The organism is Streptomyces sp. NPDC017095 (genome assembly GCF_044332325.1).
Lineage (GTDB): Bacteria > Actinomycetota > Actinomycetes > Streptomycetales > Streptomycetaceae > Streptomyces.
Genome location: NZ_JBIROU010000013.1, coordinates 98,108 through 122,529, shown reverse-complemented (window position 1 = coordinate 122,529; position 24,422 = coordinate 98,108). Strand labels below are relative to the sequence as shown.

At 72.4% G+C, this 24,422-nt stretch carries 23 protein-coding genes; 15 read left to right on the top strand and 8 right to left on the bottom strand.

Annotated elements, in window-relative coordinates; translation table 11 throughout:
* Nucleotides 1-121: 121 nt before the first annotated feature.
* Both ACH4OA_RS25155 and ACH4OA_RS25150 read right to left on the bottom strand, forming a co-directional pair.
* A complete protein-coding gene (locus ACH4OA_RS25155; RefSeq protein ID WP_365875623.1) occupies nucleotides 122-874 on the bottom strand; it encodes a GntR family transcriptional regulator in 753 nt (250 codons plus the stop codon).
* Nucleotides 875-1,069: 195 nt separating this feature from the next.
* The gene (locus tag ACH4OA_RS25150) at nucleotides 1,070-2,152 is read right to left on the bottom strand and encodes a DUF4190 domain-containing protein (RefSeq protein WP_397971050.1); all 1,083 of its coding nucleotides are present in this window, start codon (nucleotides 2,150-2,152) and stop codon (nucleotides 1,070-1,072) included.
* A 284-nt stretch (nucleotides 2,153-2,436) separates the two neighbouring features.
* Between ACH4OA_RS25150 and ACH4OA_RS25145 the strand changes: the two genes are divergently transcribed.
* Nucleotides 2,437-3,621, top strand: coding sequence for a serpin family protein (locus ACH4OA_RS25145; RefSeq protein ID WP_397971047.1), 1,185 nt, complete (start codon nucleotides 2,437-2,439; stop codon nucleotides 3,619-3,621).
* A gap of 37 nt (nucleotides 3,622-3,658) precedes the next feature.
* On the opposite strand, the gene ACH4OA_RS25140 is transcribed toward ACH4OA_RS25145, so the two are convergent.
* On the bottom strand, nucleotides 3,659-4,030 hold the full coding sequence (locus ACH4OA_RS25140; protein WP_397971045.1) for a helix-turn-helix domain-containing protein: 372 nt from the start codon (nucleotides 4,028-4,030) through the stop codon (nucleotides 3,659-3,661).
* An 819-nt stretch (nucleotides 4,031-4,849) separates the two neighbouring features.
* On the opposite strand from ACH4OA_RS25140, the gene ACH4OA_RS25135 reads away from it, so the two are divergent.
* Together ACH4OA_RS25135 and ACH4OA_RS25130 are read left to right on the top strand one after the other, a co-directional pair.
* Nucleotides 4,850-5,095, top strand: a complete 246-nt coding sequence (locus tag ACH4OA_RS25135) for a DUF397 domain-containing protein (RefSeq protein WP_397944464.1) — start codon at nucleotides 4,850-4,852, stop codon at nucleotides 5,093-5,095.
* Nucleotides 5,096-5,514: 419 nt separating this feature from the next.
* Complete coding sequence (locus tag ACH4OA_RS25130; protein WP_397944466.1) at nucleotides 5,515-6,312, top strand: SAM-dependent methyltransferase; 798 nt, start codon at nucleotides 5,515-5,517, stop codon at nucleotides 6,310-6,312.
* Between the two features lie 28 nt (nucleotides 6,313-6,340).
* On the opposite strand, the gene ACH4OA_RS25125 is transcribed toward ACH4OA_RS25130, so the two are convergent.
* Nucleotides 6,341-7,273 (bottom strand): helix-turn-helix domain-containing protein, encoded by a 933-nt coding sequence (locus ACH4OA_RS25125; protein WP_397971042.1) that lies wholly within the window; start codon nucleotides 7,271-7,273, stop codon nucleotides 6,341-6,343.
* Between the two features lie 580 nt (nucleotides 7,274-7,853).
* On the opposite strand from ACH4OA_RS25125, the gene ACH4OA_RS25120 reads away from it, so the two are divergent.
* The 6 genes from ACH4OA_RS25120 (at nucleotide 7,854) to ACH4OA_RS25095 (ending at nucleotide 14,235) form a co-directional block, all read left to right on the top strand.
* Entirely contained in the window at nucleotides 7,854-9,107 is a 1,254-nt protein-coding gene (locus ACH4OA_RS25120) for a helix-turn-helix domain-containing protein (protein ID WP_397971039.1), read from the top strand.
* Between the two features lie 309 nt (nucleotides 9,108-9,416).
* Nucleotides 9,417-10,208: a toll/interleukin-1 receptor domain-containing protein gene (locus ACH4OA_RS25115; RefSeq protein ID WP_397971036.1), complete on the top strand. Its 792-nt coding sequence runs from the start codon at nucleotides 9,417-9,419 to the stop codon at nucleotides 10,206-10,208.
* Nucleotides 10,205-12,181 (top strand): hypothetical protein, encoded by a 1,977-nt coding sequence (locus ACH4OA_RS25110; RefSeq protein ID WP_397971033.1) that lies wholly within the window; start codon nucleotides 10,205-10,207, stop codon nucleotides 12,179-12,181. The genes ACH4OA_RS25115 and ACH4OA_RS25110 overlap by 4 nt, the downstream gene beginning before the upstream one ends.
* A gap of 17 nt (nucleotides 12,182-12,198) precedes the next feature.
* Nucleotides 12,199-13,545: a hypothetical protein gene (locus tag ACH4OA_RS25105; protein ID WP_397971030.1), complete on the top strand. Its 1,347-nt coding sequence runs from the start codon at nucleotides 12,199-12,201 to the stop codon at nucleotides 13,543-13,545.
* A 155-nt stretch (nucleotides 13,546-13,700) separates the two neighbouring features.
* Nucleotides 13,701-13,970 carry a type II toxin-antitoxin system Phd/YefM family antitoxin gene (locus ACH4OA_RS25100; RefSeq protein ID WP_397971028.1) on the top strand — a complete coding sequence of 90 codons (270 nt, stop codon included), beginning with the start codon at nucleotides 13,701-13,703 and terminating at the stop codon, nucleotides 13,968-13,970.
* The gene (locus ACH4OA_RS25095; protein WP_397971025.1) at nucleotides 13,963-14,235 is read left to right on the top strand and encodes a type II toxin-antitoxin system RelE/ParE family toxin; all 273 of its coding nucleotides are present in this window, start codon (nucleotides 13,963-13,965) and stop codon (nucleotides 14,233-14,235) included. The genes ACH4OA_RS25100 and ACH4OA_RS25095 overlap by 8 nt, the downstream gene beginning before the upstream one ends.
* Before the next feature lie 124 nt (nucleotides 14,236-14,359).
* Here ACH4OA_RS25095 and ychF read toward each other — a convergent pair whose 3' ends face one another.
* Nucleotides 14,360-15,448, bottom strand: a complete 1,089-nt coding sequence (gene ychF, locus ACH4OA_RS25090) for a redox-regulated ATPase YchF (protein WP_397941690.1) — start codon at nucleotides 15,446-15,448, stop codon at nucleotides 14,360-14,362.
* Between the two features lie 488 nt (nucleotides 15,449-15,936).
* Between ychF and ACH4OA_RS25085 the strand changes: the two genes are divergently transcribed.
* Nucleotides 15,937-16,386 (top strand): DUF6542 domain-containing protein, encoded by a 450-nt coding sequence (locus ACH4OA_RS25085; RefSeq protein WP_397971022.1) that lies wholly within the window; start codon nucleotides 15,937-15,939, stop codon nucleotides 16,384-16,386.
* A 342-nt stretch (nucleotides 16,387-16,728) separates the two neighbouring features.
* Here the strand turns inward: ACH4OA_RS25085 and ppgK are convergent, their stop codons facing one another.
* Both ppgK and ACH4OA_RS25075 read right to left on the bottom strand, forming a co-directional pair.
* The gene (gene ppgK / locus ACH4OA_RS25080; protein WP_397971019.1) at nucleotides 16,729-17,475 is read right to left on the bottom strand and encodes a polyphosphate--glucose phosphotransferase; all 747 of its coding nucleotides are present in this window, start codon (nucleotides 17,473-17,475) and stop codon (nucleotides 16,729-16,731) included.
* Between the two features lie 29 nt (nucleotides 17,476-17,504).
* Nucleotides 17,505-18,521, bottom strand: coding sequence for a 4-hydroxy-3-methylbut-2-enyl diphosphate reductase (locus ACH4OA_RS25075; protein ID WP_397941686.1), 1,017 nt, complete (start codon nucleotides 18,519-18,521; stop codon nucleotides 17,505-17,507).
* A gap of 76 nt (nucleotides 18,522-18,597) precedes the next feature.
* Between ACH4OA_RS25075 and ACH4OA_RS25070 the strand changes: the two genes are divergently transcribed.
* The 4 genes from ACH4OA_RS25070 (at nucleotide 18,598) to ACH4OA_RS25055 (ending at nucleotide 22,507) form a co-directional block, all read left to right on the top strand.
* Entirely contained in the window at nucleotides 18,598-19,947 is a 1,350-nt protein-coding gene (locus ACH4OA_RS25070; RefSeq protein WP_397971016.1) for an APC family permease, read from the top strand.
* A gap of 390 nt (nucleotides 19,948-20,337) precedes the next feature.
* A complete protein-coding gene (gene xseA, locus ACH4OA_RS25065) occupies nucleotides 20,338-21,546 on the top strand; it encodes an exodeoxyribonuclease VII large subunit (RefSeq protein WP_397949671.1) in 1,209 nt (402 codons plus the stop codon).
* Nucleotides 21,543-21,776 (top strand): exodeoxyribonuclease VII small subunit, encoded by a 234-nt coding sequence (locus ACH4OA_RS25060; protein WP_397941681.1) that lies wholly within the window; start codon nucleotides 21,543-21,545, stop codon nucleotides 21,774-21,776. Before xseA ends, ACH4OA_RS25060 begins: the two co-directional genes overlap by 4 nt.
* A 140-nt stretch (nucleotides 21,777-21,916) precedes the next feature.
* Complete coding sequence (locus ACH4OA_RS25055; protein WP_397941678.1) at nucleotides 21,917-22,507, top strand: malonic semialdehyde reductase; 591 nt, start codon at nucleotides 21,917-21,919, stop codon at nucleotides 22,505-22,507.
* 76 nt (nucleotides 22,508-22,583) lie between these two features.
* On the opposite strand, the gene ACH4OA_RS25050 is transcribed toward ACH4OA_RS25055, so the two are convergent.
* On the bottom strand, nucleotides 22,584-23,111 hold the full coding sequence (locus ACH4OA_RS25050) for a DUF4245 domain-containing protein (RefSeq protein WP_365877770.1): 528 nt from the start codon (nucleotides 23,109-23,111) through the stop codon (nucleotides 22,584-22,586).
* 128 nt (nucleotides 23,112-23,239) lie between these two features.
* On the opposite strand from ACH4OA_RS25050, the gene glpX reads away from it, so the two are divergent.
* Complete coding sequence (gene glpX, locus ACH4OA_RS25045; protein WP_365941854.1) at nucleotides 23,240-24,274, top strand: class II fructose-bisphosphatase; 1,035 nt, start codon at nucleotides 23,240-23,242, stop codon at nucleotides 24,272-24,274.
* The last annotated feature ends 148 nt before the right edge of the window (nucleotides 24,275-24,422 follow it).

The following is a 24,422-nucleotide window of genomic DNA, read 5'->3' as shown; positions in this document are numbered from 1 at the left end:
CTCACGCGAAGAGGAACGCGGGCCTCCGCGGCTACCTCGCATCGACCGGACCGAACCGGGAAGGGACCCGGTCCAGCCAGGCGACGGGCAGGCCGAGGCCGTTTGACGGGCAGGCTGCGGCTCATTTGACGGGCAGGTGGTAGGCGACCCGGTAGCGGTCGGCCGGGATGACCACGTCGGCGGTCTCCACCGGGCGGCCGGAGGCGAAGTAGGTGCGCTGGACGACGAGGACCACATGGCCGGGGACCCCGCCGAGCAGGTGCAGTTCCTCGGCGAGACCGGGGCGGGCGCCGACCTCCTCGGTGACGTTGTCCACGATGACGTCGATGGCCCGCATCCGCTCCACCACGCCCATCCCGCCGAGCGGGCCCTCCTCGGGCAGCATCACCGGGGTGCGGCCGGTGACGGCGAGGGGCTCCCAGGAGGTGGAGAGCATCATCGGCTCGCCGGCCTCCCGGAAGACGTACTTGGTGCGCATGACCCGGTCGCCGGCCTGGATCGCGAGCCGCTCGGCGATGGCCGCGCCCGCCACGGCCCGTTCGCTCCGGGACTCCCAGGTGCCGCGCACGGAGGCGTCGGACTGCTCCTGCCGGAACGGCGTGGCACCGCCGGCCGGGCGGTATCCGGAGCGGGCCACCCGCCGGGGCACGGGCCGCTCGCGCACGTACGTGCCCGACCCGGAGCGGCCCTCGACCAGCCCCTCGGCCATCAGCACCTTGCGGGCCTCCAGCGCCACCGTGTCCGAGACGCCGTACTCCTCGCGGATGCGGGCCTGCGAGGGCAGCCGGGTATGCGGCGGGAGTGAACCGTCGACGATCTTCTTGCGCAGATCACCCGCGACGCGCAGGTACGCCGGCTGTTCACCGAAAGCCACTGGCCACTCCCCTCGAGTTGTACAGACAGCAACAGCCTGGCAACCCTGGGTTGTACCGTGCAAGCAAAGGCCAGAGAATCACTCGATGTGATGACATAAGGCCCGGGAGGGCTTTACGCAGGCACTTTCCCTCCCGTATAGGCGGCCATGCGCGGACGGCCGCCCCCGCGTACTGCTGTCCCCGCGGCGCACGGCTCACACCTGCATGCCGGTGCCGCTTCCCTCGTCGTCGTCCGGCCGCGCGGGCGGCGTGGTGGCCAGCCCGAGGGCCCGGCGGACGGTGACCGCGTGGCTCGGGGTGATCAGGCCGAGGCCGGCCTCGCAGTGCTCGGAGAAGGCGTCCGCGTCCGTGGCCCGGGCCGCCCGCGCCCACTCCCCGCGCGCCTTGTCCAGACCGGCGGCCAGCTCGGCGACCGGCCGCCGGGAGCCGGCCGGCCAGTCGTGCGCCCGCAGCGTCCGGGCCTGCCGGTCCAGCGCGCCCGACACCCGGCCGGCCCACGCCTTGTGCCCCGCCAGGTCGTCCTCGGCGTACTCCTCGGCGGGCGCGCTGTCCAGGGCCGCGTTGAGCAGGTGGGCGGCCTTCAGGTACGCGAGCTGGTCGGCGTCGAGGACCGTCTCGTCGTTGCGCAGCGACCCGGTCAGCCCGCCGCCCTCCTCGGTGTTGCCGAACACGCAGGTGACCTCGCGGTCCCCGGCGGCCCAGCTGCGCCCGGTCGGCGTCAGGTAGTACACGTCGACGTTCCGCGGGACGGCCCAGCCGTCCATCGCGTAGCCGTCCTGGAGGCTCCAGCAGCGGTCGTCGGCGCTCTCGGCGACCGCGTCGTCCCCCGGGTACGCGCCGGCCGGCAGCCGGAAGGACGCGAACACCTCGGCGTCGTGCACGCCGGCGCACGGCACCTTGTCCACGTCGTAGTACGTCTCGCCACTCAGCGCACCGCCCGGCGCGTCGAAGCACTCGCCCTCCGTCAGCGAGGCGACCGTGCCCTCGCGTGCGCCCTCTTTGATCCCGTGCCACACCTCGGACGCGGCGCCGGTGGCGAACAGCAGCACCCACAAGGCGAGTCCCACCGCGGACAGCACCGCGCCGCCCACCGCCAGGCCGGTGCCGCGTTCGCCGCGCCGGCGGATCTGCCGGAGCGCGGCCAGCCCGAACGCCAGTCCCACCGCGGGCAGGAAGCACAGCACACCGAGCACCAGGGAGGCGATCGCGAGGCCGTTGACCGGCGCCGGGGCGTTGTAGGGGCGGTAGCCCTGCGTCCACGGCCGGTAGCCGGGCAACCCCGGTCCGTCGCCCGCCGGTTGGCCGTAGGGCACCGGTCCGTACGGCCCGGGTGGCGGCGACTGCGGTGGCGGGAACGGCCCTTGTTGCTGGTGGGGGCCGGGAGGCGGAGGTATGGACACCGGTACCGTGCTCCTGGGTCGGGCGGCGGCAGCACAGGACCGGCGGCCGGCCGGCGGCTGGACGGATGGACGACTGGCCGCATGGTAAGCGGGGCACGGACGGGGGCGGAACGCGGGTGGAGACACGGGCGGCCGGCCGGAACGGGGGACGAGTGGGCAACGTGACCGAGGAGACGGTCCGGCGGGTCAACGGGCTGACGGCCCGCTGGGCCCACGCCCTGCCCGAGGGCACGGTGTTCTCGGCGCCGGGCGTCTGGCCGCTGCTGGCCTTCCTGGCCGACGGCGCGGCGGGCCCGGCGCGCGCGGAACTGGCCGGCGCCCTGGGCGTGCCGGCCGAGCGGGCGGCCGGTGCCGCACGGGAGCTGCTGGCGGGGCTGGCGGCGGTGACCGGCGTGGACGCGGCGCTCGGGCTGTGGACCCACCAGGGGCTGGCGCTGCGCGAGGAGTGGCGGGCCGGGCTGCCCGCCGGGACCCACGGCAGCTTCGGCGACGACCTCGTCACCGCGCAGGAGCGGCTGGACGCGTGGGCGGCCGAGCGGACCGGCGGGCTGGTCGAGCGGATGCCGGTGACGCTGACCCGGGACGCGCGGATGGTGCTGGCCAGTGCCCTGGCGCTGCGCACCCGGTGGCGGCAGCCGTTCACCGAGCTGCCGGTACGGCCCGACGCCGGGCCCTGGCAGGGCCGGATGCTGCGGGGCCTGCACCGGCGCAGCGTCCGGCCGGACCGGGTGGGCGTCACGGGCACCCCGGACGGCTTCGTCACCGCGCTGACGGTGCCCGGGGACAACGGCGTCGACGTCCATCTGGTGCTCGGGGAGGAACGGATGGCGCCGGGCCGGGTGCTGGCGGCCGGCGTCGGAATCGTGGAGCGGTCCCTGCCGCTGACCCCGGGCGGCGCCCTGCCGCACGGGCACGTCGGCCCCGGCCTGCATGTGGAGCAGCAGCCCGCCGACACACCGGAACCGCGGACGCTGGACGTGCGGACGGTGGCGTACGAGGTGCGGGCCGACCACGATCTGCTGGCCCTGGCCGGCCTGTTCGGACTCACCTCGGCGGCGGACCTCCAGGCCGGTCACTTCCCCGGGGTGAGCGCCTGCCCGCTGGCCGTGGGAGAGGCCCGGCAGTCGGCAGTGGCCCAGTTCGGCGCGCTCGGCTTCCGGGCGGCCGCGGTGACGGCGGTGATGCCGGTGGCGGGGGCCGCACCGCAGTTCCGCTACGAGACCACGGTCGTCCGGGTCGTCTTCGACCGCCCGTTCGGCTTCCTGGCCACCGACCGCGACACGCGTCTGGTGCTGGCGGCGGGCTGGGTCACGGAACCGGCGCCGTACCCGGTCACGAGCCTGTGACCCGAGGCGCGTCGTACGGAGCGCCGGACGCGGACGGTCAGGCCGGCGAGCGGGGCACGGGTTTTGCCGGGCCACACGGTGACGTCGCGTGTGACGGCTGGTCGGGTGCCGGTGCCCGGGCCGGTGTGTGCCGGGTCCCGGAGGCGGGACGGTGCCGGCGTTCGCGTTCGTCGTCCCATATCCGGAGCATCACGAGGGGGTCCGCGCCGCAGGCCCGGGCGTAGAGGACGGTGAGCCGGCGGCTGGGGAAGTGCTCGCCCGCCAGGACGCGGGTCAGGTGGTCCGGGGTGCTGCCGGTTCTCCGGGCCAGGATGGTCAGCGGGAGGCGGGACTGCTGCCGGATCGATTCCATGACCAGGCCGATGTGGGTGCGGGCCGCCGAAGGGCGGGTGTCTTCTGGCTGGGACACGGGGTGCTCCGTGGTGCTCCGTGGCGGGAAAGTGAGGTGCCGACCGGGTGTGCGGGGGGCTGCCGTGGGCGGCGTCCCTCGGGGTCGGCTACCGGCAGGCTCCGCGTACGGCGAGCGGGTGGCTGCGCGGGTGCGCGGCGGCGGGACCAGGACAGGAGGCCATGACGGTGTCTCCTTCGGACAGTCGTGGGCGCAGAGCCTCGGCGTCCGCTCCGGACGCGAACCGCCGGGCTCTGCCGCCGCCCGGCCACCGTGGCCGAACGCGACCGACGGTAAGCAGAAGGTGGCCGTCGCGGTAGCCGGGCCGTTTCCCGGCCGAGCGGCGCCGCGCGGCTCCTCCCACCCGCCGGTCAGGACCTCGGGTCCGCCGTGTTCGAACCCGGTGTTCGTGGCGTGCGCCCGGCGTACGCCGTCTGCTGGCTGGTGAAATCACCGCCACGGCGGGGACGCCCGCGGACCAGGCGTCGCCTGTTCGACCACGTGCGGGTCGCGTCAGGGCCCCGGCGCGACGGTCGAACTGTGCGATGAACGCCTTTCCCTGCCTGACGCATTTGCATTGCCGGGTGGTACGCCAGTGCGGTTTCCTGTCCGTCTGGTCGTCCGTCTGGTCGTCCGTCTGGTCGTCCGTCTGGCGGTCCGTCTGGCGGTCCGTCCGGGCTCGCCGCGGCATCGCCACACCCAGCCGGTTCGACAGGAGCCAGATTGCGACAACGTCGCCCCCGCGCGCTTACGGCGCCCCGGGCAGGGCCATCCTTCAGGTGGCAGGCCGGATGCAATTGCATTTGGGCGACGGGGAGTTGTTCCAACGGAGGCACACCGGTGACGAAGCAGACGGTGAAAAAGCAGATGGCGAAGAAGGACACGCGAACGGCCGCGGACGAGCCGGTGCTCCGGTGGCGCAAGAGTTCGCACAGCAACCCCCAGGGCGCGTGTGTGGAGGTGGCCGAACCCGACGGCGCCCGGATCCTGTTCCGGGACTCGAAGGTGACGGGCGGCCCCGTCATGGCCGTACACCGGGCCGCAGCGGCGGCGTTCACGGCGGCCGTGGCACGCGGCGGCATCTGACCGACGGGCACGGCCGGCATCCGAGCGACGGGTAGGCGGCCGGCGTGCGACCGATGGGCACGCACGGCGGTGGCTTCGGGTGCGCGGGCTTGTGCGTCGCGGGTGCGGGCCCGTGTGACGTGGGCGCACGCCCATGCCGGCGCGGGCGTACGCCCGCGCGTCGCGGGCGCAGGTCGGCGAGGTGGGGCGGCGACGGCGCGCACGGTTGCCGTCCGCGCGCTCCCCTCCGCCTCCCTCGCCTGCCTCGCCTCTCCCGTCACACCCGTGCCACCCGCGGTCGTACTGGACAGGTGACGGGACCGGCCAGTAGGCATGGGGCCGGTGCACATGCATTCGCTCCTCATCCGGGTGCGAACGGACTTCGACGCAAGGGGATATCAGCCGTGGGGGAGCGGGAAGAACCGGCGCAGGAGCCCGGCGTGGAAGAGGTGTTAGGGCAGGACAGACCGCACAGCGCGCGGATGTACGACTACTACCTCGGCGGCAAGACGAACTACTCCGTGGACCGCGAGGCCGCCGAGGCCGTGATCCGGGTCTTCCCCGCCATCGAGGTGGTCGCCCGGGTCAACCGGGCGTACATGCACCGTGCCGTACGCTATCTGGCCCGCCAGGGGGTGCGGCAGTTCATCGACGTCGGCACCGGCATCCCCACCGCTCCCAACCTCCACGAGGTGGTGCAGGGCGTCGCGCCCGACGCGAGGATCGTCTACGTCGACAACGACCCGATCGTCCTGGTGTACGCCGACGAACTCCTCGACGGCACTCCGGAGGGGATCACCCACTACGTCGAGGCGGACGCGACCCGGCCCGAGAAGGTGCTGGAGGCCGTGGAAAGCACCGAGTGCATCGACTTCGGCCAGCCGGTGGCCCTGAGCCTGCACGCGCTGCTGCACTTCGTACCGGACGCCAAAGACGCCTACGGGATCGTCGGCCGGCTGGTGGAACGCCTGGCACCGGGCTCGTACCTGAGCCTGTCGCACTGCACCGGCGACTTCGAACCGGAAGCCTGGGCGGCCATCGTCGACACCTACGAACGGCGCGGCACCCCGGCCCAGGTGCGCACCCGGGCCGAGGTGGAGCGCTTCTTCGAGAAGCTGGAACTGGTCGACCCCGGACTGGTGGTGGCCCACCGCTGGCGCCCCGAGCCGGCGAGCGGCCCCAGTCTGGTCAGCGACGCGCAGGTCTCCCTCTACGCGGGTGTGGCACGCAAGCCGTGATCCGGCATGGCCGTGCCCGCCGGCGTGGTCAGCGGCCGGCTCTCTTCAGTATGTCCCGCAGCCGCTGGACCGACCGTGCCGGTGTCAGCGACGCCCCGCGCAGGCGGTCGAAGGCCCGGGCGCGGTCATCGACCTGGGTCTCGTCCTGGAACACCATCCCGCCGTCGAAGACCTCCTGGTAGGCGATGGTGGGCAGGATGCGCGCGGAGAAGTCCCAGATGGCGATCGAGCCGAGGTGAACCGGCACGTTGTACCGGCTCAGCTCGGCTATGCGAATCAGGTAGCGCGGGCTGTCCGTGAGCGCCAGCAGGTGCTCCAGTTGCCGGCGCATGACCTGCGGTGAGCCGAATCCGCGTATCAACGACCCCTCGTCGACGACGCAGATCAGCTTCTTGTCCGGGTCGGCCTGCTGGAACCGCGCCTGCCGCTGCATGCGGAAGGCGACCAGTGCGTCACGCTGCCGGGTGTCCCCGCCGCCGCTGGCGATGACCGCGCGGGCGTACTCCTCGGTCTGGAGCAGGCCCGACAACTGCTGCGGCTCGTAGGAGCGGATGCGCTGCGCCATGTCCTCGAAGCTCACCACCGCCTGGAGGTGCCGCTGGGTCACGCCCGCCCAGGGCTGCCACCACGGCATCTGGTTCGCCTGCTCGGCCAGCTCCCGCAGCTGGTCCTGTTCCACCGGATCGGTCACCTGGTAGATGGCGAAGAAGCGGGCCAGGTCGCGCTCCTTGAACTGGTGCTGGCCCGACTCGATCCGGCTGACCTTCGAGTTCGACCCGCCCAGCAGCCGCGCGACTTCCTCCTGCTTCAGACCGAGCTGCTCCCGGCGCACCCTCAGCGCGTTGCCGACCACCATCCGCTGCGCGGACGGCACCGCCTCGTCCTTGAGGTAACGAGCGCGGCGCACCGACTTCGCGCCTCCACCGCCAGGCGCGTCCGCCCCTGCCAGTTCCTGCCCCACGATCCCTCCTCGTCCTCCGCCGACCGACGGTGAGACTGATGAAGCTCATCGTGCACTACGCCCCGCACGCTGAGGCGGAATCGCAAATATCTGCCAGGTATGGTCATGTGCTCGACTGAGCGCGTGCGAGGACCGTTCGAATACGGCACGACCCGGCACGAGCGAGAACACTCCGCCCGGGTCAGTTCACGGCGCCGGCCCGACCACCTCCCCGCCCCGACCGGCCCACGCCACTGGACCGGCGGACGCTGCGCCCTCGTCAACGACGGTGCTCCGCTGGTGAGTTTGTCATTCCCGATCGCAATATACCGATTCCGGTTGACCCCGGTCACTCCAAGAACCGGACGGACGACAACGGACCCGGACGGACGGCAAGGAAGACCGAAAGAGGCAACGGGCAACACCGCCGAACCCCGATTCCCCTGGCGCGCGCCGTGCCAGACTCCCTTTCGGACGCGGGACGGAACCATGCCGTCACCGCGAGTGTTCGCCGTCGGGTCGTGTCGCCCGGTGATCGTCGGATGACGGCTCCCGTGAGAGCGGACGGCTCTCACGGTCACTGTTCAAGGGGAGGTTGACGATGAGCACGAATTCACGTTTTGGCCCGGAACTTCGCCGTTTACGAGGGGAAGCGGGACTGACTCTGACCGAGTTCTCCGTTGCACTCAACTACGACAAGGGGCACCTGAGCAAGGTCGAGCGCGGGGAGCGATCCGCCTCGCCCCAACTAGCCCGGCGGTGCGACGCCTTCCTCGGCGCTGACGGCGAGCTGGAGCGCCTGGTCACCCGTCCCGCGACCGACTCGGACCCGGGCACCGCCGCATCCCCCGCCGGTCCCAGCCGCTGGCTCGTCGGACGCCGGGCGGTCCTCTCGGCGGGCACCGGAGCGCTGATCGACCTCGGCCTGAGGCTCGGCACCCAGCCGCTGTCCTCCACCGACGACCCGGTCCTGCTCTCCTTCCGCATGCAGTTCGACCAGCTGCGGAAGCTGGGGCAGTCCACCGCGCCCAAGGTCCTGCTGCCCCTGCTGGAGACGCAGACCCGCGTGATCGCCGGCCTGGCCGCCGATGCCCGGCCCGGTTCGCGAACCGCCGCCCTCCTGCTCGCCTCACGTTTCGCGGAGTTCACCGGCTGGATGGCCCAGGAGGCGGGGGACAACGACGCGGCACTCGGCTGGACAGGCGAGGCCGCCGAACTGGCGCGTGCAGGGGGTGACCCGTACCTCGGTTCCTACGCACTGGTGCGACGCGCCCTGGTCACCATGTACGGCGGGGACGCCACCGGCACCATCGCCCTGGCCCGCCGCGCCCAGAGCAGCGAACTCCCGTCGCGCATCCGGGGACTCGCGGCCCAGCGGGAGGCCCAGGGGCACGCCCTCGCCGGCAACGAGGCCGACTGCCTCCGCAGCCTCGACAGGGCGCGGGAACTGCTCGCCGGCGACGACGCCCGTGAGGGCGTCGAGCCCGTGATCGGCACCTCCCACGTGAGCGATCCGGCGGCGATGTCGACCGGCTGGTGCCTGCACGACCTCGGCCGCCCCAAGGCCGCCGCCGAGGTGCTCGACCGGGAGTACCGCCTCCTCCCGCCGCACGCGCTGCGTACCCGCGCCCGGTACGGCTTCCGCCGGTCCTTGGCCCATGCCGCCTCCGGGGAGGTCGAGCACGCGTGCTCGATCGCCGGGGATCTCCTGGGAGTGATGCCGGCCGTGCCCTCGGCGACGGTGAACCACGACGTCCGGCGTCTCGCGCGGGAACTCTCCCGGTTCCGGAGCAGCCGCGCCGTACGTGATCTGCAGCCCGCGCTGGCACGCGTGCTCGCCCCCGCGCACGACTGACGGCCGCTCCACGGCCGACACGGACCCGAGCCGCCCGGCTCGCCGGACCACCCGGTCCGTGTGCCCCTCCGGATCCCACGATCCCCGGCGGGACCCTCTGACCACCGCTCGACGCGCCGCATCGCGTCCCCGGCTTCTCCGGGCTGCCCGCGACCAGTGACGCACCAGGCGGCGTCCCCCCGTCCGCACGCCCTGCCGTGGCTGCGCCATGCCGTCCACACGGTCGGGGCCCCACGGCCGGGCGGACCGGATCCCCGGTCCACAGCCCTGTGCCCATTCACCCCGTCCCCTTTCACGAAGGGAACCTTCATGCCCGATGTCTTCGTCAACTACCGCACAGGCGACGAGGAGTCCGCAGCGACCATGATCGCTCGGGAACTCGCCCGCCGGTTCGGCGACGAGCGGATCTTCTTCGCCAGCAACTCGATCGAGCCCGGACACCGTTTTCCGGTGGAGTTGGTCAGGGCGGTGGAGGAGTGCGAGGCCCTCCTCGCCGTGATCGGCCCGCGCTGGGCAGAGGTAGAGGGGGCCGATGGCCGCCCCGCCCTCGAAGCCGAGCAGGACTGGACCCGCCGCGAGATCCAGACCGCGCTCGACCGCGGGATCCTCGTGATCCCCGTGCTCGTCGGAAAGGCCACGAGGATCGACCGCTCCGTCCTTCCGAAGGATCTGCTGGAGCTGGCGGACTACCAGTACCGGCGGTTCGACCACCGCAACGCCGAATCGGACCTGACGACGCTCGGCGACACCCTCGCCCGGCTCCTGCCCGAGCTGGGCGCCAGGGACCGGGACGCCCGTGCGGTGCGGGAGCGAGCGGAGGCGAAGTCCCGCGAGAAGTCGGCCCGGGACACCGGACGCACCAGGATGCGGACGCGCGATGTCGGGGATGTGCGCGGCGGCATCGGGAACCTCAACGGAGACCTGTCCGGCACCTTCGTCAACGAGCCGCAGGGTCCTGTGAACACCGGTCGGGGCCATCAGTACAACGCCCCTCACTTCGAGGGTGACAACACCGGGGTCCAGTTCACGGCAGGCGACAACAGCGGTACGGTCCACCAGCGCTTCGAGCGCGAGCGCCGGCACTCGGACGACGAACGATGACCGAGCAGGACCGCGTCACCGTCAACGATCCGCGCGCCCCGGTGAACAACGGCGAAGGACACCAGTACGTCTTCTACGGCGCCGGCGCCGGCTGGATGATCCGCAAAGGAGTCGAGTCCCTCCGGATCACCCGTGAGGACCGGGTGCGCCTGGCCGACCGGTTCGTTCCGCCGGTGGGCTACCGCGTTGCCGCCGACCGTCTGGAAAAGCCCGGATCGGTGGTGCTGCTGGGAGGGCTGCCCGGCAGCGGCCGCCGCGCCGCGGCGATCATGCTCCTGCACGGGTTCGGTGAGGAGGGGCGCGTCGACGAGAAGGGGGTCCGGTTCGAGGAGCTTCCCACGGGCGAGGACGAGAACCCTCTCGGTCCCGGCCGGGGGGACCGTTTCCTCCTCGACCTCTCCGCAATCGCCGACGAGGAGACGTACGACCAGGCCCAGCGCCGCCTGGCCGTGCGCCGGTCACAGGTCCAGGAAGCGGGGGCCCACATGGTCGTCGTCCTGCCGTCGGGCATGGAACACGCCCACCCGCCGGACCTCGACCCGCACACGGTGCGGCTGGAGCGCCCCAGGGGCATCGCCGTCGTCACCCGGTACCTTCGCATGGACCGGATGCCCTTCCGCACCACGGACCTGGGGAGCGCCGACCTCCGGCATCTGTGCGACCGCTCCCCCATGCGGGAACTGGCTCGGCTCGCCGGACTGGTGAGGGCCGCTCACGACAGCGGCCGGTTCGGCACCGACTTCGCGGGCTGGCTCGACCAGGCGATGCACGCGGTGACCGACCGTGCCGACGATGCGCGCCGACAAGTGACCGCGGTCCGCACCGCGCCCGAGCGGGCCCTGCTGCTCGCGACGGCGATGTTCGAGGAGGCTCGCGCCGACACCGTCTACGAGGCGTGGCACGGCCTGATGAAGACGGTCGGACACGAGGACGAGGTGACGACCGAACTCGCGCGGACGGATTTCGGTACGCAGCTGGCCGGGCTCGGGATCGAGCGGGACTCGGACGGACGGCTCCGCTTCGAACGGCTGGCCTATGCCGACGCGGTACGGACCCACTTCTGGGCGAACTTCCCCGGGCTGCGCGACGGCCTCAGGGACTGGATCGGCCGCGCCGCCGGACTGCGCGGTCTGACCACCGACGACCGGGTGAACGTCGTCGTCCGCTTCGGCGAGCGAGCCCTCGCCGTCGGGCGGCCCGACCACCTCTTCGACCTCGTGGCGTGCTGGGCGGACCGCGCGACCGGGACGCCCGGTGATCCGCGAGCCGTGACGGCGCTCGAACTCGGTCTCGGCCACGAGAGGTTCGGGGGATGGTTCCGCAAGCGGATGTACGAGTGTGTCGTGAGATCCGGCTCCTTGTCGGACGGCCTCGCCCGTGTCCTGACCACAGCCTGCGTCCAGAGCCTCGGCGCGACGCACCCGGACCAGGCGGTGGTGCGGCTCCACTACCTCGCCGTACGGAAGGGGGAGGCGGCGTACGAGGCCCACGAGGCGCTTCTCGGTCTCGCCGGCCGCGACCGCCGGCTCTACCGACTGCTGATCGACCGATTACGGGACCGGGCGCGTGGGGAGCAACCCGCAGCTGAGCCCCACCTCCACCTGCTCACCCATCTGTTGAGGAGCGATCGGGCACCGGACCCGCCGCCGTGGCCGGACCTGTTCCTGGGCTGGGAGGCGGTGTTCTCCCGGCCGCCGACGGAACTCTGGAGCCCGCTGGTGAGCAGTTGGCTGGACGCCGCGGCGGGCGACAGCACACGGAGGATGGCGCTGGAGGTGATGACCGGGGCGACGCGCGGCCGCGGGGCCGCCCTCCACCGCCTCTACGCCATCGCCTGCGCCTGGGCGGGGACCGCGCGCCATCCGTCCCAGACAGCGGTCGCCGCCCTCTTCTGGCAGTACATCGACCAGGTGCAGTACGGCCGTACGGACCGTGCGGACGCCGGACCACGGATCACGGAAGAGGCACGATGAGACACCGTCTTCCCAGCTTGTTGTTCGTCGTTGTCTGCGGCCTCGCACCGGCCGTGCTCGGAAACCTCCTGCACTGGTCGGCGTGGCTGTGGGGCTTCACGTCCATGGTCACGGCCTCGGGCTCCCTGTTGCTCGTGATGACGGTCCTCAGCGGTGGCCGCGCGTCGGCCGACCCGTACGAGCCCGTGGATCCCGAGCCGCCCGCGGCGCCGGTGGAGCAGCCGTACCAGGAGACACGGGTGACCGACGCGACGCTGCCGAGCGCGAGGGACGGCTACGACTTCCTGTTCTCCGCCACCGTGTGGTGGCGGCCTGTTCCCGATCACGCCGGCCGGTCCCATGACGCCTTCCCGGCCATCGCCGTCTCCTCGGTCGTCAGCCGGGCCGGGGAGGTCGTCCGCCACGAGGACCCCGGCCGGGCCGGCTTCGCGCAGTACCTGCTGGACGGGGAGCTGGGCGTCCTGCTCCCGGACCGGAACGGACGGGTGCAGGCCTTCGCGGCCGATGTGACGCTGACCCTCGCTCCCGCCGACCACGAGCGCCTGCGGAAACTGACCGATCTTCGCAAGGAAGAAGAGATCTGGGAGTACGAGCGCCAGCACGAGCGCAACAAGCGGCACTATCTCGGGGACGACGTACTCAAGACCGCGGGCAGCGCGGTGGTGTGGTGGCTCGCCCGCCACGAGAACGAGATCGAGAAGGCGGTCGACATGATCGGCCCGCTCGCCCAGATCGCGGCGGCGGCCAACGACGAGGAGGTGCCCGAACTCTTCCGTCACCTGCTCGTGCCGCCCACGGGCGCGCAAAGCGAGTCGACCATCGGGGGACCGCCGTGGGACGAAGGCGGCCTCGGCGGGGAGATGTTCGACCGCGAGGAGGAAGTGGGCGTCTCGGAACGGCTCCGCTTGTTGCTGACGGCTGCGGGCCTCAAGCCGGACATGGACGGGTACACGGTGTTCGCACACCGTGTGATGCGGTTCTTGAAAGCGGAGGGGCTGGACGAGGCCGCCGACGACATCAGGCAGGCCTTTGGCCTGGCCCCCGAAGAGGGGCCGGAAGACGAGCCCTCGGGCCCCGACGAGGAGCCGGAAGACGAGCCTTCGGACGAAGGGAACGCCACGGGACCCTGGCCGCCCCGCGCTCCGGCCCCCGAGGGCCCACCGTTCACCGACACGGCCGCGTTCACACCCCGGGTGGCGGAGAGCGGCGCGAACGAAAGGACCAGGGACCCGTGGCAGACAGGCGAGGACGACACGACGTCTCCCCACCTCTGGGACCCCTCACACAGCCCGCACCGGCCGGCCGAACCCGGCACACGGGACGAGGACTACCGAGACGACGAGGACTACCAGGACGGAAACTGATCCGGTAGCCGACCGGCTCTCCGAGGCTCCCCTGCGCCGCACACCACGGCCGGGGAGCCCTTTCCCGTCCCGAGACATCGCGAGCCGGAAGGGCCGGCACCGCGAGCGGCCATGAAGTCATGTGTACACAAGAGACACTCGGTACTCTTGGGCGCATGACGCAGCCACTGCCCATAGAGTCCATCCGCGACGTCCGGGCGCATCTGGCCGAGGTCGTGGAACGAGCCGACCGGGACGACGTCCCCACAGTGATCACCCGACGCGGCAAGCAGGTCGCCGCCGTCGTCTCCATCGAGGTGCTGCGCAAGTACCAGGAGTGGGAAGAGCGCGAGATCAACCGGATCATCGACGAGCGCATGGCCAACCCGACACCCGGCATCCCGATCGAGGACGTCATGAGGGAGACACTGGCGCGCGGTGAGTGAGTACCGGACCGTCTTCCGACCCGAGGCACAGGCCGAGCTCCGCAAGGTCCCGCGAGACATGGCTCTCCGCATTCTGGCCAAGCTGACCGAGCTGGAGACCGACCCGCTGGGGTTCGACACCACCGCCCTCGTCTCCCAGCCCGACCGCCGGCGCCTCCGGGTGGGCGACTATCGCGTGATCTACACGATCGACAACGGCGAGCTGGTGGTGTGGGTAGTACACGTCGGGCATCGCTCCACCGCTACGGCACCTGACTACTCCTGACGCCGGATCAGATCATCCAGCACCGAGCCGGCACGGGGTCGACGAAGGGGCCGGGCCTCCGAGAGCCCGACCCCTTCTGACCAGCCTGTCTGCCGCGTCAGCGACGTGGTGTTAAGTCATGTGCTCACACGTTGAAGCGGAACTCCACCACGTCGCCGTCCTGCATCACGTAGTCCTTGCCTTCCATGCGGGCCTTGCCCTTGGCTCGGGCTTCGGTTACCGAGCCGGTTTCCACCAGGTCGTCGAAGGAGATGACCTCGGCCTTGATGAAGCCCTTCTGGAAGTCGGTGTGGATGACACCGGCCGCCTCGGGGGCCGTGGCGCCCTTCTTGATCGTCCAGGCGCGGGACTCCTTGGGGCCGGCCGTCAGATACGTCTGCAGGCCGAGGGTGTCGAAGCCGACGCGGGCCAGGGTGGCGAGGCCGGGCTCTTCCTGGCCGACGGACTGGAGCAGCTCCAGGGCCTCGTCCTCGTCCAGCTCGGCGAGGTCCGCCTCCAGCTTGGCGTTGAGGAAGATCGCCTCGGCCGGGGCGACCAGGGCGCGCTGCTCGTTCTTGAAGTCCTCGTCGACCAGCTCGTCCTCGTCCACGTTGAAGACGTAGAGGAACGGCTTGGTGGTGAGCAGGTGCAGGTCGTGCAGCAGCTCGGCGCGCTCGCTGCCCTGGACGATGCCGTGCGCGAAGAGCGTGTCGCCCTTCTCCAGGATCTCCTTGGCCTCCTCGACGGCCTTGACCTTCGGCGCGACGTCCTTCTTGATCCGCGACTCCTTCTGGAGGCGGGGCAGGACCTTCTCGATGGTCTGGAGGTCGGCGAGGATCAGCTCGGTGTTGATCGTCTCGATGTCGTCCTTCGGCGAGACCTTGCCGTCGACGTGCACGACGTTCTCGTCCTTGAAGGCACGGATGACCTGGCAGATCGCGTCGGACTCACGGATGTTCGCGAGGAACTTGTTGCCCAGGCCCTCGCCCTCGGACGCGCCGCGCACGATGCCGGCGATGTCCACGAAGTCGACCGTGGCCGGGAGGATGCGCTCCGACTTGAAGATCGAGGCCAGCTTGGCGAGGCGGCCGTCGGGCACGCCGACCACGCCGACGTTCGGCTCGATCGTGGCGAACGGGTAGTTGGCCGCCAGCACGTCGTTCTTGGTCAGGGCGTTGAACAGGGTCGACTTGCCGACATTGGGCAGGCCGACGATTCCGATCGTGAGCGACACGTTGCGACTTCCCGTTGTTGAGTGGGCCAGGGGCTGCCAGGGGCCAGAGACCGACACTGGCCGATCCCCCAGTTTACGGCGTCCCGGCCGCCCGTCTCGCGAGCGCGGCGGCCGACCGGCCAAGCTGCCGCCCCCGGCGTGTCTGAGGGCCGATTCAGCACATAAACAGACCTAGGTTGGTCCCTGTGGAGCAATACAGCGAGCGACCCGCGAACGACGGACCGCGACGCGGCATGCCGCCGCAGCGTCCGCCGGCGCGGCAGGCGGGAAAGGCAGGCGGGAAGGAAGGGAAAGCGGGGAGGACGGGGAAGGCGGGGCCGGGGCCGGGGCGTGAGGTACCCGCGGAGTCGCCGTCTTCGCAGGAGCCGCCGTCTCCGCAGGCCTCACCGCCCCAGCCGGCCCCGCTGCCGCCGCAAGGACGACGCCGGCCGGGTGGCGGGCGCCAGGCCGGTGGCGGGCGCGGTGCCCCGGGCGGTCCCCGACGGGTCGTGCGGCGGACCGCGGATGCCGCCCGGCCGGCCCCGGAGGGCCGGGAGACGTGGAGCGGGGGGCCGGGTCCGGCCGGCCCCCGGCTGACCGGGTTCGGCAGCGGCCTGTTCTGCGCCCTGGCCATGCTCCTGCTCGGCTGCCTCGACCTGCTCCTGTTCGGCGCGTCCCCGACCGTCTACGGCGTGCTGTTCCTGCCCGTGTGCGTGCTGACCGCGCTGTGGGTGCGCGACGGGGACGTGCTCACCGCGCCCGTGGTCCTGCCGATCGCCTTCGCCGTGGGGCTGCTGCCGGTCGCCGAGGGCGGCGGAGGGCTGCCCGGCCGGCTGGTGGGCCTGGTCACCGGGCTCGCCACCCAGGCCGGGTGGCTGTACTCCGGGACACTCGTCGCCGGAGCGCTGGTACTCGTCCGCCGCGTCCGGTGGATACGGCACCGCCGGGAGCACGGCTGACGGACCCGGGACGGCGTGGACCGGGGGTGGCGTGGACCCGGGGCCGCGTGGACCCGCTTCGGGTCCTGCCCCAACGGGGGTACGACGGACGGCCCGGGGCGGCGTGGAGCGGTTCGGTGCCCTGCGCCAACGGGGGTACGACTGACAGGCCCCGGCGGCCCGCACCGGCTCCGGGATGGCCCCGGGTCCGGGTCCGGGACGCACTCACCACTTGGGCACGCCCGGCGACGTACAGCCCGGACACCCCGGAGACCCACAGCCCCGGCACATCCAGAGGCCGACGCCGAGGCCGGCCCCCGGACCCACTCCGCGAGGCACCCCCGTCGGCGTGCCCCCGCCCTCTCAGCCCTCCTGGGCCGCCCTCATCGCCGCTCCCACGATTCCCGCGTTGTTCTGGAGTTGCGCGGGGACGATCTCGGCCTGGACGCCCTCGATGAGGTGCAGGAACTTGTCCGCCTTGCGGCTGACCCCGCCGCCGATGATGAAGAGTTCCGGCGAGAAGAGCATCTCCACGTGTGCCAGGTACCGCTGGACGCGCTGGGCCCACCGCTGCCAGCTGAGGTCGTGGTCCTCCTTCACCTTGCTGGAGGCGCGCTTCTCGGCCTCGTGGCCGTCCACCTCCAGGTGGCCCAGCTCGGTGTTGGGCAGCAGGGTGCCGTCCACGAAGACGGCGCTGCCGATGCCCGTGCCGAAGGTGAGCAGGATCACCGTGCCCTGGCGGCCCCGCCCGGCGCCGAACTCCATCTCGGCGACGCCCGCCGCGTCCGCGTCGTTGACCACCGTCACCGGCAGGCCGCCGAGCCGGCCGGCGAACAAGGCGCGCGCGTCCGTGTCGATCCAGCTCTTGTCCACGTTCGCCGCCGTGCGCACCGTGGCGCCGCCGGTGACCACTCCGGGGAAGGTCAGGCCGACCGGGCCGGTCCAGCCGAAGTGGTCCACCACCTGCTTGACCCCGTCGGCGACGCCCTCGGGCGTCGCCGGGTGCGGGGTGAGCACCTTGCACCGCTCCTGGGCCAGGTCGCCCCGGTCGAGATCCACAGGGGCGCCCTTGATCCCGGATCCGCCGATGTCCACGCCGAAGATCTGCATGGCCCCACGGTACGACGGACCACTGACGGTCATGCCGCGGGCGTACCGCTTCCGCCGCGCTCGGCCACCAGCGTCGCCGCCTCCTCGCGCAGGTCGCGGCGGAGTTCCTTGGGCAGCGAGAAGGTGATGGACTCCTCGGCGGCCTTGACCAGCTCCACGTCCGCGTAGCCGCGCTCGGCGAGCCACTCCAGGACCTGCTCGACCAGCACCTCGGGCACGGAGGCGCCGGAGGTGACGCCGACGGTGCCCACGCCCTGGAGCCAGGACTCCTCGATCTCGTCGGCGAAGTCCACCAGGTAGGCCTCGCGGGCGCCGGCCAGCTTGGCGACCTCGACCAGGCGCTTGGAGTTGGAGGAATTGCGCGAGCCGACGACGATGACCAGTTCGGCCTCGGCGCCCATCTGCTTGACCGCGAGCTGGCGGTTCTGGGTGGCGTAGCAGATGTCGTCGCTGGGCGGCGAGACGAGGCCCGGGAACTTGGTCTTCAGGGCGTCGACGGTCTCCATGGTCTCGTCCACGGAGAGGGTGGTCTGGGAGAGCCAGACCACCTTGGACGGGTCGCGGACCTCGACCTTCGCGGCGTCGGCGGGGCCGTCGACGAGCTGGATGTGCTCGGGCGCCTCGCCGGAGGTGCCGATGACCTCCTCGTGGCCCTCGTGGCCGATCAGGAGGATGTCGTAGTCCTCCTTGGCGTACCGGACGGCCTCCTTGTGGACCTTGGTGACCAGCGGGCAGGTGGCGTCGATGGTGGCGAGCCGGCCGCGCCGGGCCTCTTCGTGCACCACGGGTGCGACGCCGTGCGCCGAGAACATGACGATGTTGCCGGGCGGCACCTCCTCCGTGCGCTCGACGAAGACGGCGCCCTTCTTCTCCAGGGTCTGCACGACGTACTTGTTGTGGACGATCTCGTGCCGGACGTAGATCGGGGCCCCGTACTGCTCCAGGGCTTTCTCCACGGCGATCACGGCGCGGTCCACGCCGGCGCAGTAGCCACGGGGGGCGGCGAGCAGGACACGGCGGCCAGACGAAGCGGTCATGGGACCCATCGTAAGGCCGCGTTCCGGGGCGCGGAGATCACCGGCGGGGCGCTTCCCGGCGCCGCGCCGGGGAAGACTGGTGCGTATGTCCGAGACCGGAACGACCGCCTCCGAGGCCGCCCCGGACCAGCGCCTGCGCCGCGGCCTGGGCCTGCGGGACCTCGTGGTCTACGGCTTGCTGTTCATCGCCCCGATGGCGCCGGTCGGGGTGTTCGGGGCGCTGGACGCCCGGTCGCACGGCGCGGTGGCGCTGGTGTACGCGGTGGCGACGGTGGCCATGGGGTTCACGGCGTTCTCGTACGCGCAGATGGTGCGGGCCGTACCGCGGGCGGGCTCGGTGTTCGCCTACGCGCGGGCGGGGCTCGGCGACGGGGCCGGTTTCGTCGCGGGCTGGATGGCGGCGCTGGACTACGTGCTCATCCCGGCGGTGGCCTACCTCTTCTCCGGGATCGCGATGAACGCGCTGGTCCCCGAGGTGCCGCGGTGGGTGTGGACGGCGCTGGCCGTGGTGCTCACGACGCTGCTGAACCTGTGGGGCGTACGGGCCGCCGCGCGCGTGGGTTTCGCCGTGCTGGTCCTGGAGATCGCCGTACTGCTGGTGTTCGTGGTCGCGGCCGTGGTGGTGCTGGTGCGGGACGGGGCCCAGCGGGGGCTGCTGTCGCCGCTGTCGGGGGACGGCACGCAGGGCGGGTTCGCGCTGTCCGCGGTGCTCGGCGCGGTGTCCGTGGCGGTCCTGTCGTACCTGGGCTTCGACGCGATCGCGACGTTCGCGGAGGAGGTCACCGGCGGTTCGGCGCGGGTGGCGCGGGCGCTGCTGTTCTGCCTGGCGCTGGCGGGCGTGCTGTTCGTGGCGCAGACGTATCTGGCGGCGCTGCTGGAGCCGGTGTCCTCGGCGCGGCTCGCGCACGATCCGGGGCGGCAGGGCACGGCCTTCTACGACGCGGTGGACTCCGCCGCCGGCGCCTGGCTGCACGACCTGGTGGCCGCGAGCAAGGCGGTCGGGGCGGCGTTCGCGGCGCTGGCCGGGCAGGCGGCGGCCGGGCGGCTGCTGTTCGCGATGGGCCGTGACCGGCGGCTGCCGCGCGCGCTGTCCCGGACGGACGGCGGCGTGCCGCGGGTGGCGCTGCTGTGCGCGGCGCTGGTCACGCTGGTGGCCGCCGGCTGGGCGGCGCGGCGCGACGACGGCCTGGACCGGCTGGTCTCGGTGGTCGACATCGGCGCGCTGACCGCGTTCACGCTGCTGCACGCGAGCGTGGTGGGGTATTTCGTCCGGTCCGGTGGGTGGAGCTGGTGGCGGCACGGGCTGGTGCCGGTGGCCGGCGCGGCGATCACGGTGGCGGTCGTCGTGGCGGCCTCCGGGGGCGCGCAGGTGGTGGGCGCGGTGTGGCTGGCCCTCGGGCTGCTGGTGCTGACGGTTCAGCGGCGTACCCGGTAGGAGCGCAGGCACCGCCCGACCGTCCGCACCCGGCGGCGCGGCATACCCGGTAGGAGCGCAGGCACCGCCCGACCGTCCGCACCCGGCGGCGCGGCGTACCCCGTAGGAGCACGGGCACAACCCGGCCGTCCGCACCCGGCGACGCCCGGCGCCCGCATCGCGCGCGGCCGGTCTGTCGGCATCGGCCCGTACCCGGTAGGAGCGCAGGCACCGCCCGACCGTCCGCACCCGGCGGCACGGCCTACCCGGCAGGAGCACGGGCACCGCCCGGCCCTCCGCACCCGGCGGCACGGCCTACCCGGCAGGAGCACGGGCACCGCCCGGCCGTCCGCACCCGGCGCCCGCGTCGCGCGCGGCCGGGCTGTCGGTACCGGCCGTTAGGCTCGCCGCATGGCTGTCAACACGTCCCCGGAGTCCCCCCTGCCCGTCGGCGAGGTGTCACGGCTGATCGGGGGCTGGATCGACCGGCTCGGCGCGGTGTGGGTCGAGGGGCAGATCACGCAGTTGTCGCGGCGTCCAGGCGCGGGTGTCGTGTTCCTCACCCTGCGCGACCCGTCGCGCGACGTCTCCGTCGGCGTGACCTGCTTCCGCCAGGTCTTCGACGCGGTCGCGGACGTGGTGGGCGAGGGCGCCCGGGTCGTCGTGCTGGCGAAACCGGAGTGGTACGCGCCGCGCGGCCAGCTCTCGCTGCGCGCCGCCGAGATAAGGCCGGTCGGCGTCGGTGAGCTGCTGGCCCGGCTGGAGCAGCTGAAGAAGGCGCTCGCGGCCGAGGGCTTGTTCGCTGCGGAGCGGAAGAAGCCGCTGCCATTCCTGCCGCAGCTGATCGGGCTGGTGTGCGGCCGGGCCTCCGCCGCGGAGCGGGACGTGCTGGAGAACGCCCGGCGCCGCTGGCCGGCCGTCCGCTTCGAGGTGCGCAACGTCCCGGTGCAGGGCGTGCACGCCGTCCCGCAGGTGGTGCAGGCGGTCAAGGAGCTGGACGCGGCCGACGACGTGGACGTGATCATCGTGGCGCGGGGCGGCGGCAGCGTCGAGGATCTGCTGCCCTTCTCGGACGAGCAGCTGGTGCGGGCCGTGGCCCGGTGCCGGACGCCGGTGGTGTCCGCGATCGGGCACGAGCCGGACCATCCGCTGCTGGACTACGTCGCCGACCTGCGCGCCTCCACCCCGACGGACGCGGCCAAGAAGGTCGTGCCGGACGTCGGCGAGGAGCTGGAGCGGGTGCGGGGGCTGCGGGACCGGGCGCGGCGCTGCGCGGCCGCGTTCGTGGAGCGGGAGGAGCGCGGGCTGGCGCACGCCCTGGCCCGGCCGTCGATGGAGGATCCGCACCGGATGATCGACGAGCGCGCCGACCAGGTGGCCGCGGTGCTGGAGCGCGGCCGGCGGACGCTCGGGCACCTGCTGGACCGCGCGGACTCGGAGCTGACGCACACGCACGCCCGGGTGGTGGCGCTCTCCCCCGCGGCGACGCTCCGGCGCGGTTACGCGGTGCTGCAACGGGCGGACGGGCACGTGGTGCGCGATCCGGCCGGGGTGACGGCGGGCGAGGCGCTGCGGGCCCGCGTCGCCGAGGGTGAATTCACAGTGAAGGTGGAGGCATGACGAGCAGGGTGGACGAGACGCTCTCGTACGAGCAGGCGCGCGACGAGCTGATCGAGGTCGTACGGCGGCTGGAGGCGGGCGGTACGACGCTGGAGGAGTCGCTGGCGCTGTGGGAGCGCGGCGAGGAGCTGGCCACGGTGTGCCGGCGCTGGCTGGAGGGCGCGCGGGCCCGGCTGGACGCCGCGCTGGCCGGGGACGAGGAGGCCGACGGGGACAGGGACGGGGAGTAGGCGGGGGGGGCCGCCTGTGCTGTGACCCGGATCACGGCACCCCGGCTTTAGTTGAAGGTTAAACCTCACCTGGCGTAGGGTCTGCTGCGTCAGCCGGTCCGCATCCCGCCGGGCCGGACGCGCACCCTAGGAAGTCACCCATGTCTCTCGTTCTTGACCCCGCCGCCCAGGACCTGCTGTTCCGCGAGGCCCGCACCGCGAACACCTTCACCGACGAGCCGGTGACCGACGAGCAGGTCCAGGCGATCTACGACCTGGTCAAGTACGGCCCCACCGCCTTCAACCAGAGCCCGCTGCGCATCACCCTGGTCCGCTCCCCCGAGGCCCGTGAGCGCCTGGTCAAGCACATGGCCGAGGGCAACCAGGCCAAGACCGCCGCCGCCCCGCTGGTCGCGATCCTCTCCGCGGACAACGAGTTCCACGAGGAGCTGCCGGCCCTGTTCCCGCACTTCCCGCAGGCCAAGGACGTCTTCTTCGGCGAGCGTCCGGCCCGCGAGGGCTCGGCCACGCTGAACGCCGCCCTCCAGGCCGCGTACTTCATCGTCGGCGTCCGCGCCGCGGGCCTCGCCGCCGGCCCGATGACCGGCCTGGACTTCGAGGGTGTCCGCAAGGAGTTCCTGGACGACGACCACACCCCGCTGATGGTCGTCAACATCGGCAAGCCGGGCCCGGACGCCTGGTTCCCGCGTTCGCCGCGCCTGTCCTACGAGGACGTCGTCACCACCGTCTGACGGCCCGCGCGGCAGCGTGCCGCACGAAAGGGGCCCCCGGCAACCGCCGGGGGCCCCTTTCGTGCGCGCGGGCGGGTCACTCCGTGCGGAGCGCCGCCGCCATCTTCGCCAGTTCGGCGAACGAGCCGGTGCCGGCCACCACCGTGGTGGAGCCGGGCGAGTCCGCGAGGACCAGGGCGTCGTACCGGCCGCCGGTGCAGCGGGTCCAGGTGCGGCCGCCGATCCGCTCGGTCCGCTCGGTCACCGACCCGCCCTGGCTCGCCTGGCCGATGAACGCGCCGCGCTTCCCCGCGGACTGCTCCACCTGCACGTACTGGCCGTCCGGGCTCTGGAAACCGAGGTGCCAGTGGTCGGACTTCCCGCCCTGGAAGCGTACGGAGGTCGCCTTCCAGGTACTCGGCAGGCCCTCGGGCGCGGCCACCGGATAGCTCGCCGCCCGGCGGGCCGTGAGCAGTTCGACCCGGTAGTCGACCCGCTTGAGGTCGGGAGCGTGATCGTCGTGCGGAATCGCGATGAAGTACACCACCAGTGCCGCGATGCCGATCAGGACCAGGGAGAGGATCATGTCCCGGGCCGTCTTCTGCTTGCCGTTCGAGCCTGCCACGCCCTCTATCGTCGCAGGTGCCCGGGGCGCTCATCCGTGGGGTCCCCTGCTCATTTTATCTGCCTAACGATAGAGTCGAGGTTCAAGACCCTCATCCGGCCGTCGTCGTATCAGAAAGGTGCGCTCCGATGACCGAACATCACCTCCTGCCGTCCGAGCTGGACGTTCCCTCCGAGGCTCCCGACCGCAACCTCGCCCTCGAACTGGTCCGGGTGACCGAGGCCGCCGCGATGGCCGCGGGCCGCTGGGTGGGGCGCGGTGACAAGAACGGCGCCGACGGTGCCGCGGTGCGCGCCATGCGGACCCTCGTCTCCACCGTGTCGATGAACGGCGTGGTCGTCATCGGCGAGGGCGAGAAGGACGAGGCGCCCATGCTCTTCAACGGCGAGCACGTGGGCGACGGCACCGGCCCCGAGGTGGACATCGCCGTCGACCCGATCGACGGCACCACGCTGACCGCCAAGGGCATGCCGAACGCGATCGCGGTCCTCGCCGCCGCCGAGCGCGGCGGGATGTTCGACCCGTCCGCGGTGTTCTACATGGACAAGCTGGTCACCGGCCCCGAGGCGGCGGACTTCGTCGACATCAACGCGCCCGTCGGGGTGAACATCCGCCGGATCGCCAAGGCCAAGCGGTCCTCGCCGGAGGACGTCACCGTCGTCATCCTCGACCGGCCGCGGCACGAGGGGCTGATCCGGGAGGTCCGGGAGGCCGGCGCGCGCATCAAGCTGATCTCCGACGGCGATGTGGCCGGCTCGGTGTACGCGCTGCGCGAGGGCACCGGCGTCGACCTGCTGCTCGGTATCGGCGGCACGCCCGAGGGCATCATCTCGGCCTGTGCCGTCAAGTGCCTGGGCGGGACCATCCAGGGCAAGCTGTGGCCGAAGGACGACGAGGAGCGGCAGCGGGCGATCGACGCCGGGCACGACCTGGACCGGGTGCTGACGACGGACGACCTGGTCTCCGGGGAGAACGTGTTCTTCGTCGCCACCGGCATCACCGACGGCGAGCTGCTGCGCGGGGTCCGGTACCGGTCGGAGACCGCGCTGACCGAGTCGATCGTGATGCGGTCGAAGTCGGGCACGGTGCGCCGGATCTACTCCGAGCACCGGCTGAGCAAGCTGCGGGCGTACAGCGCGATCGACTTCGACCGCGCCAAGTAGGCGCCGAGCGGGAAGCGGCCGGCCGGGATCGCCAGTGGAGCCGTGCGCGGCCGGCCGCGCGGCTCCCGGCACCCCTGCGGGTGCAGGACACGCCGGACACCGGAACGCGGGAAAGCGCCCCCTGTGCCAAGGGGGCGCCCCACGCTGC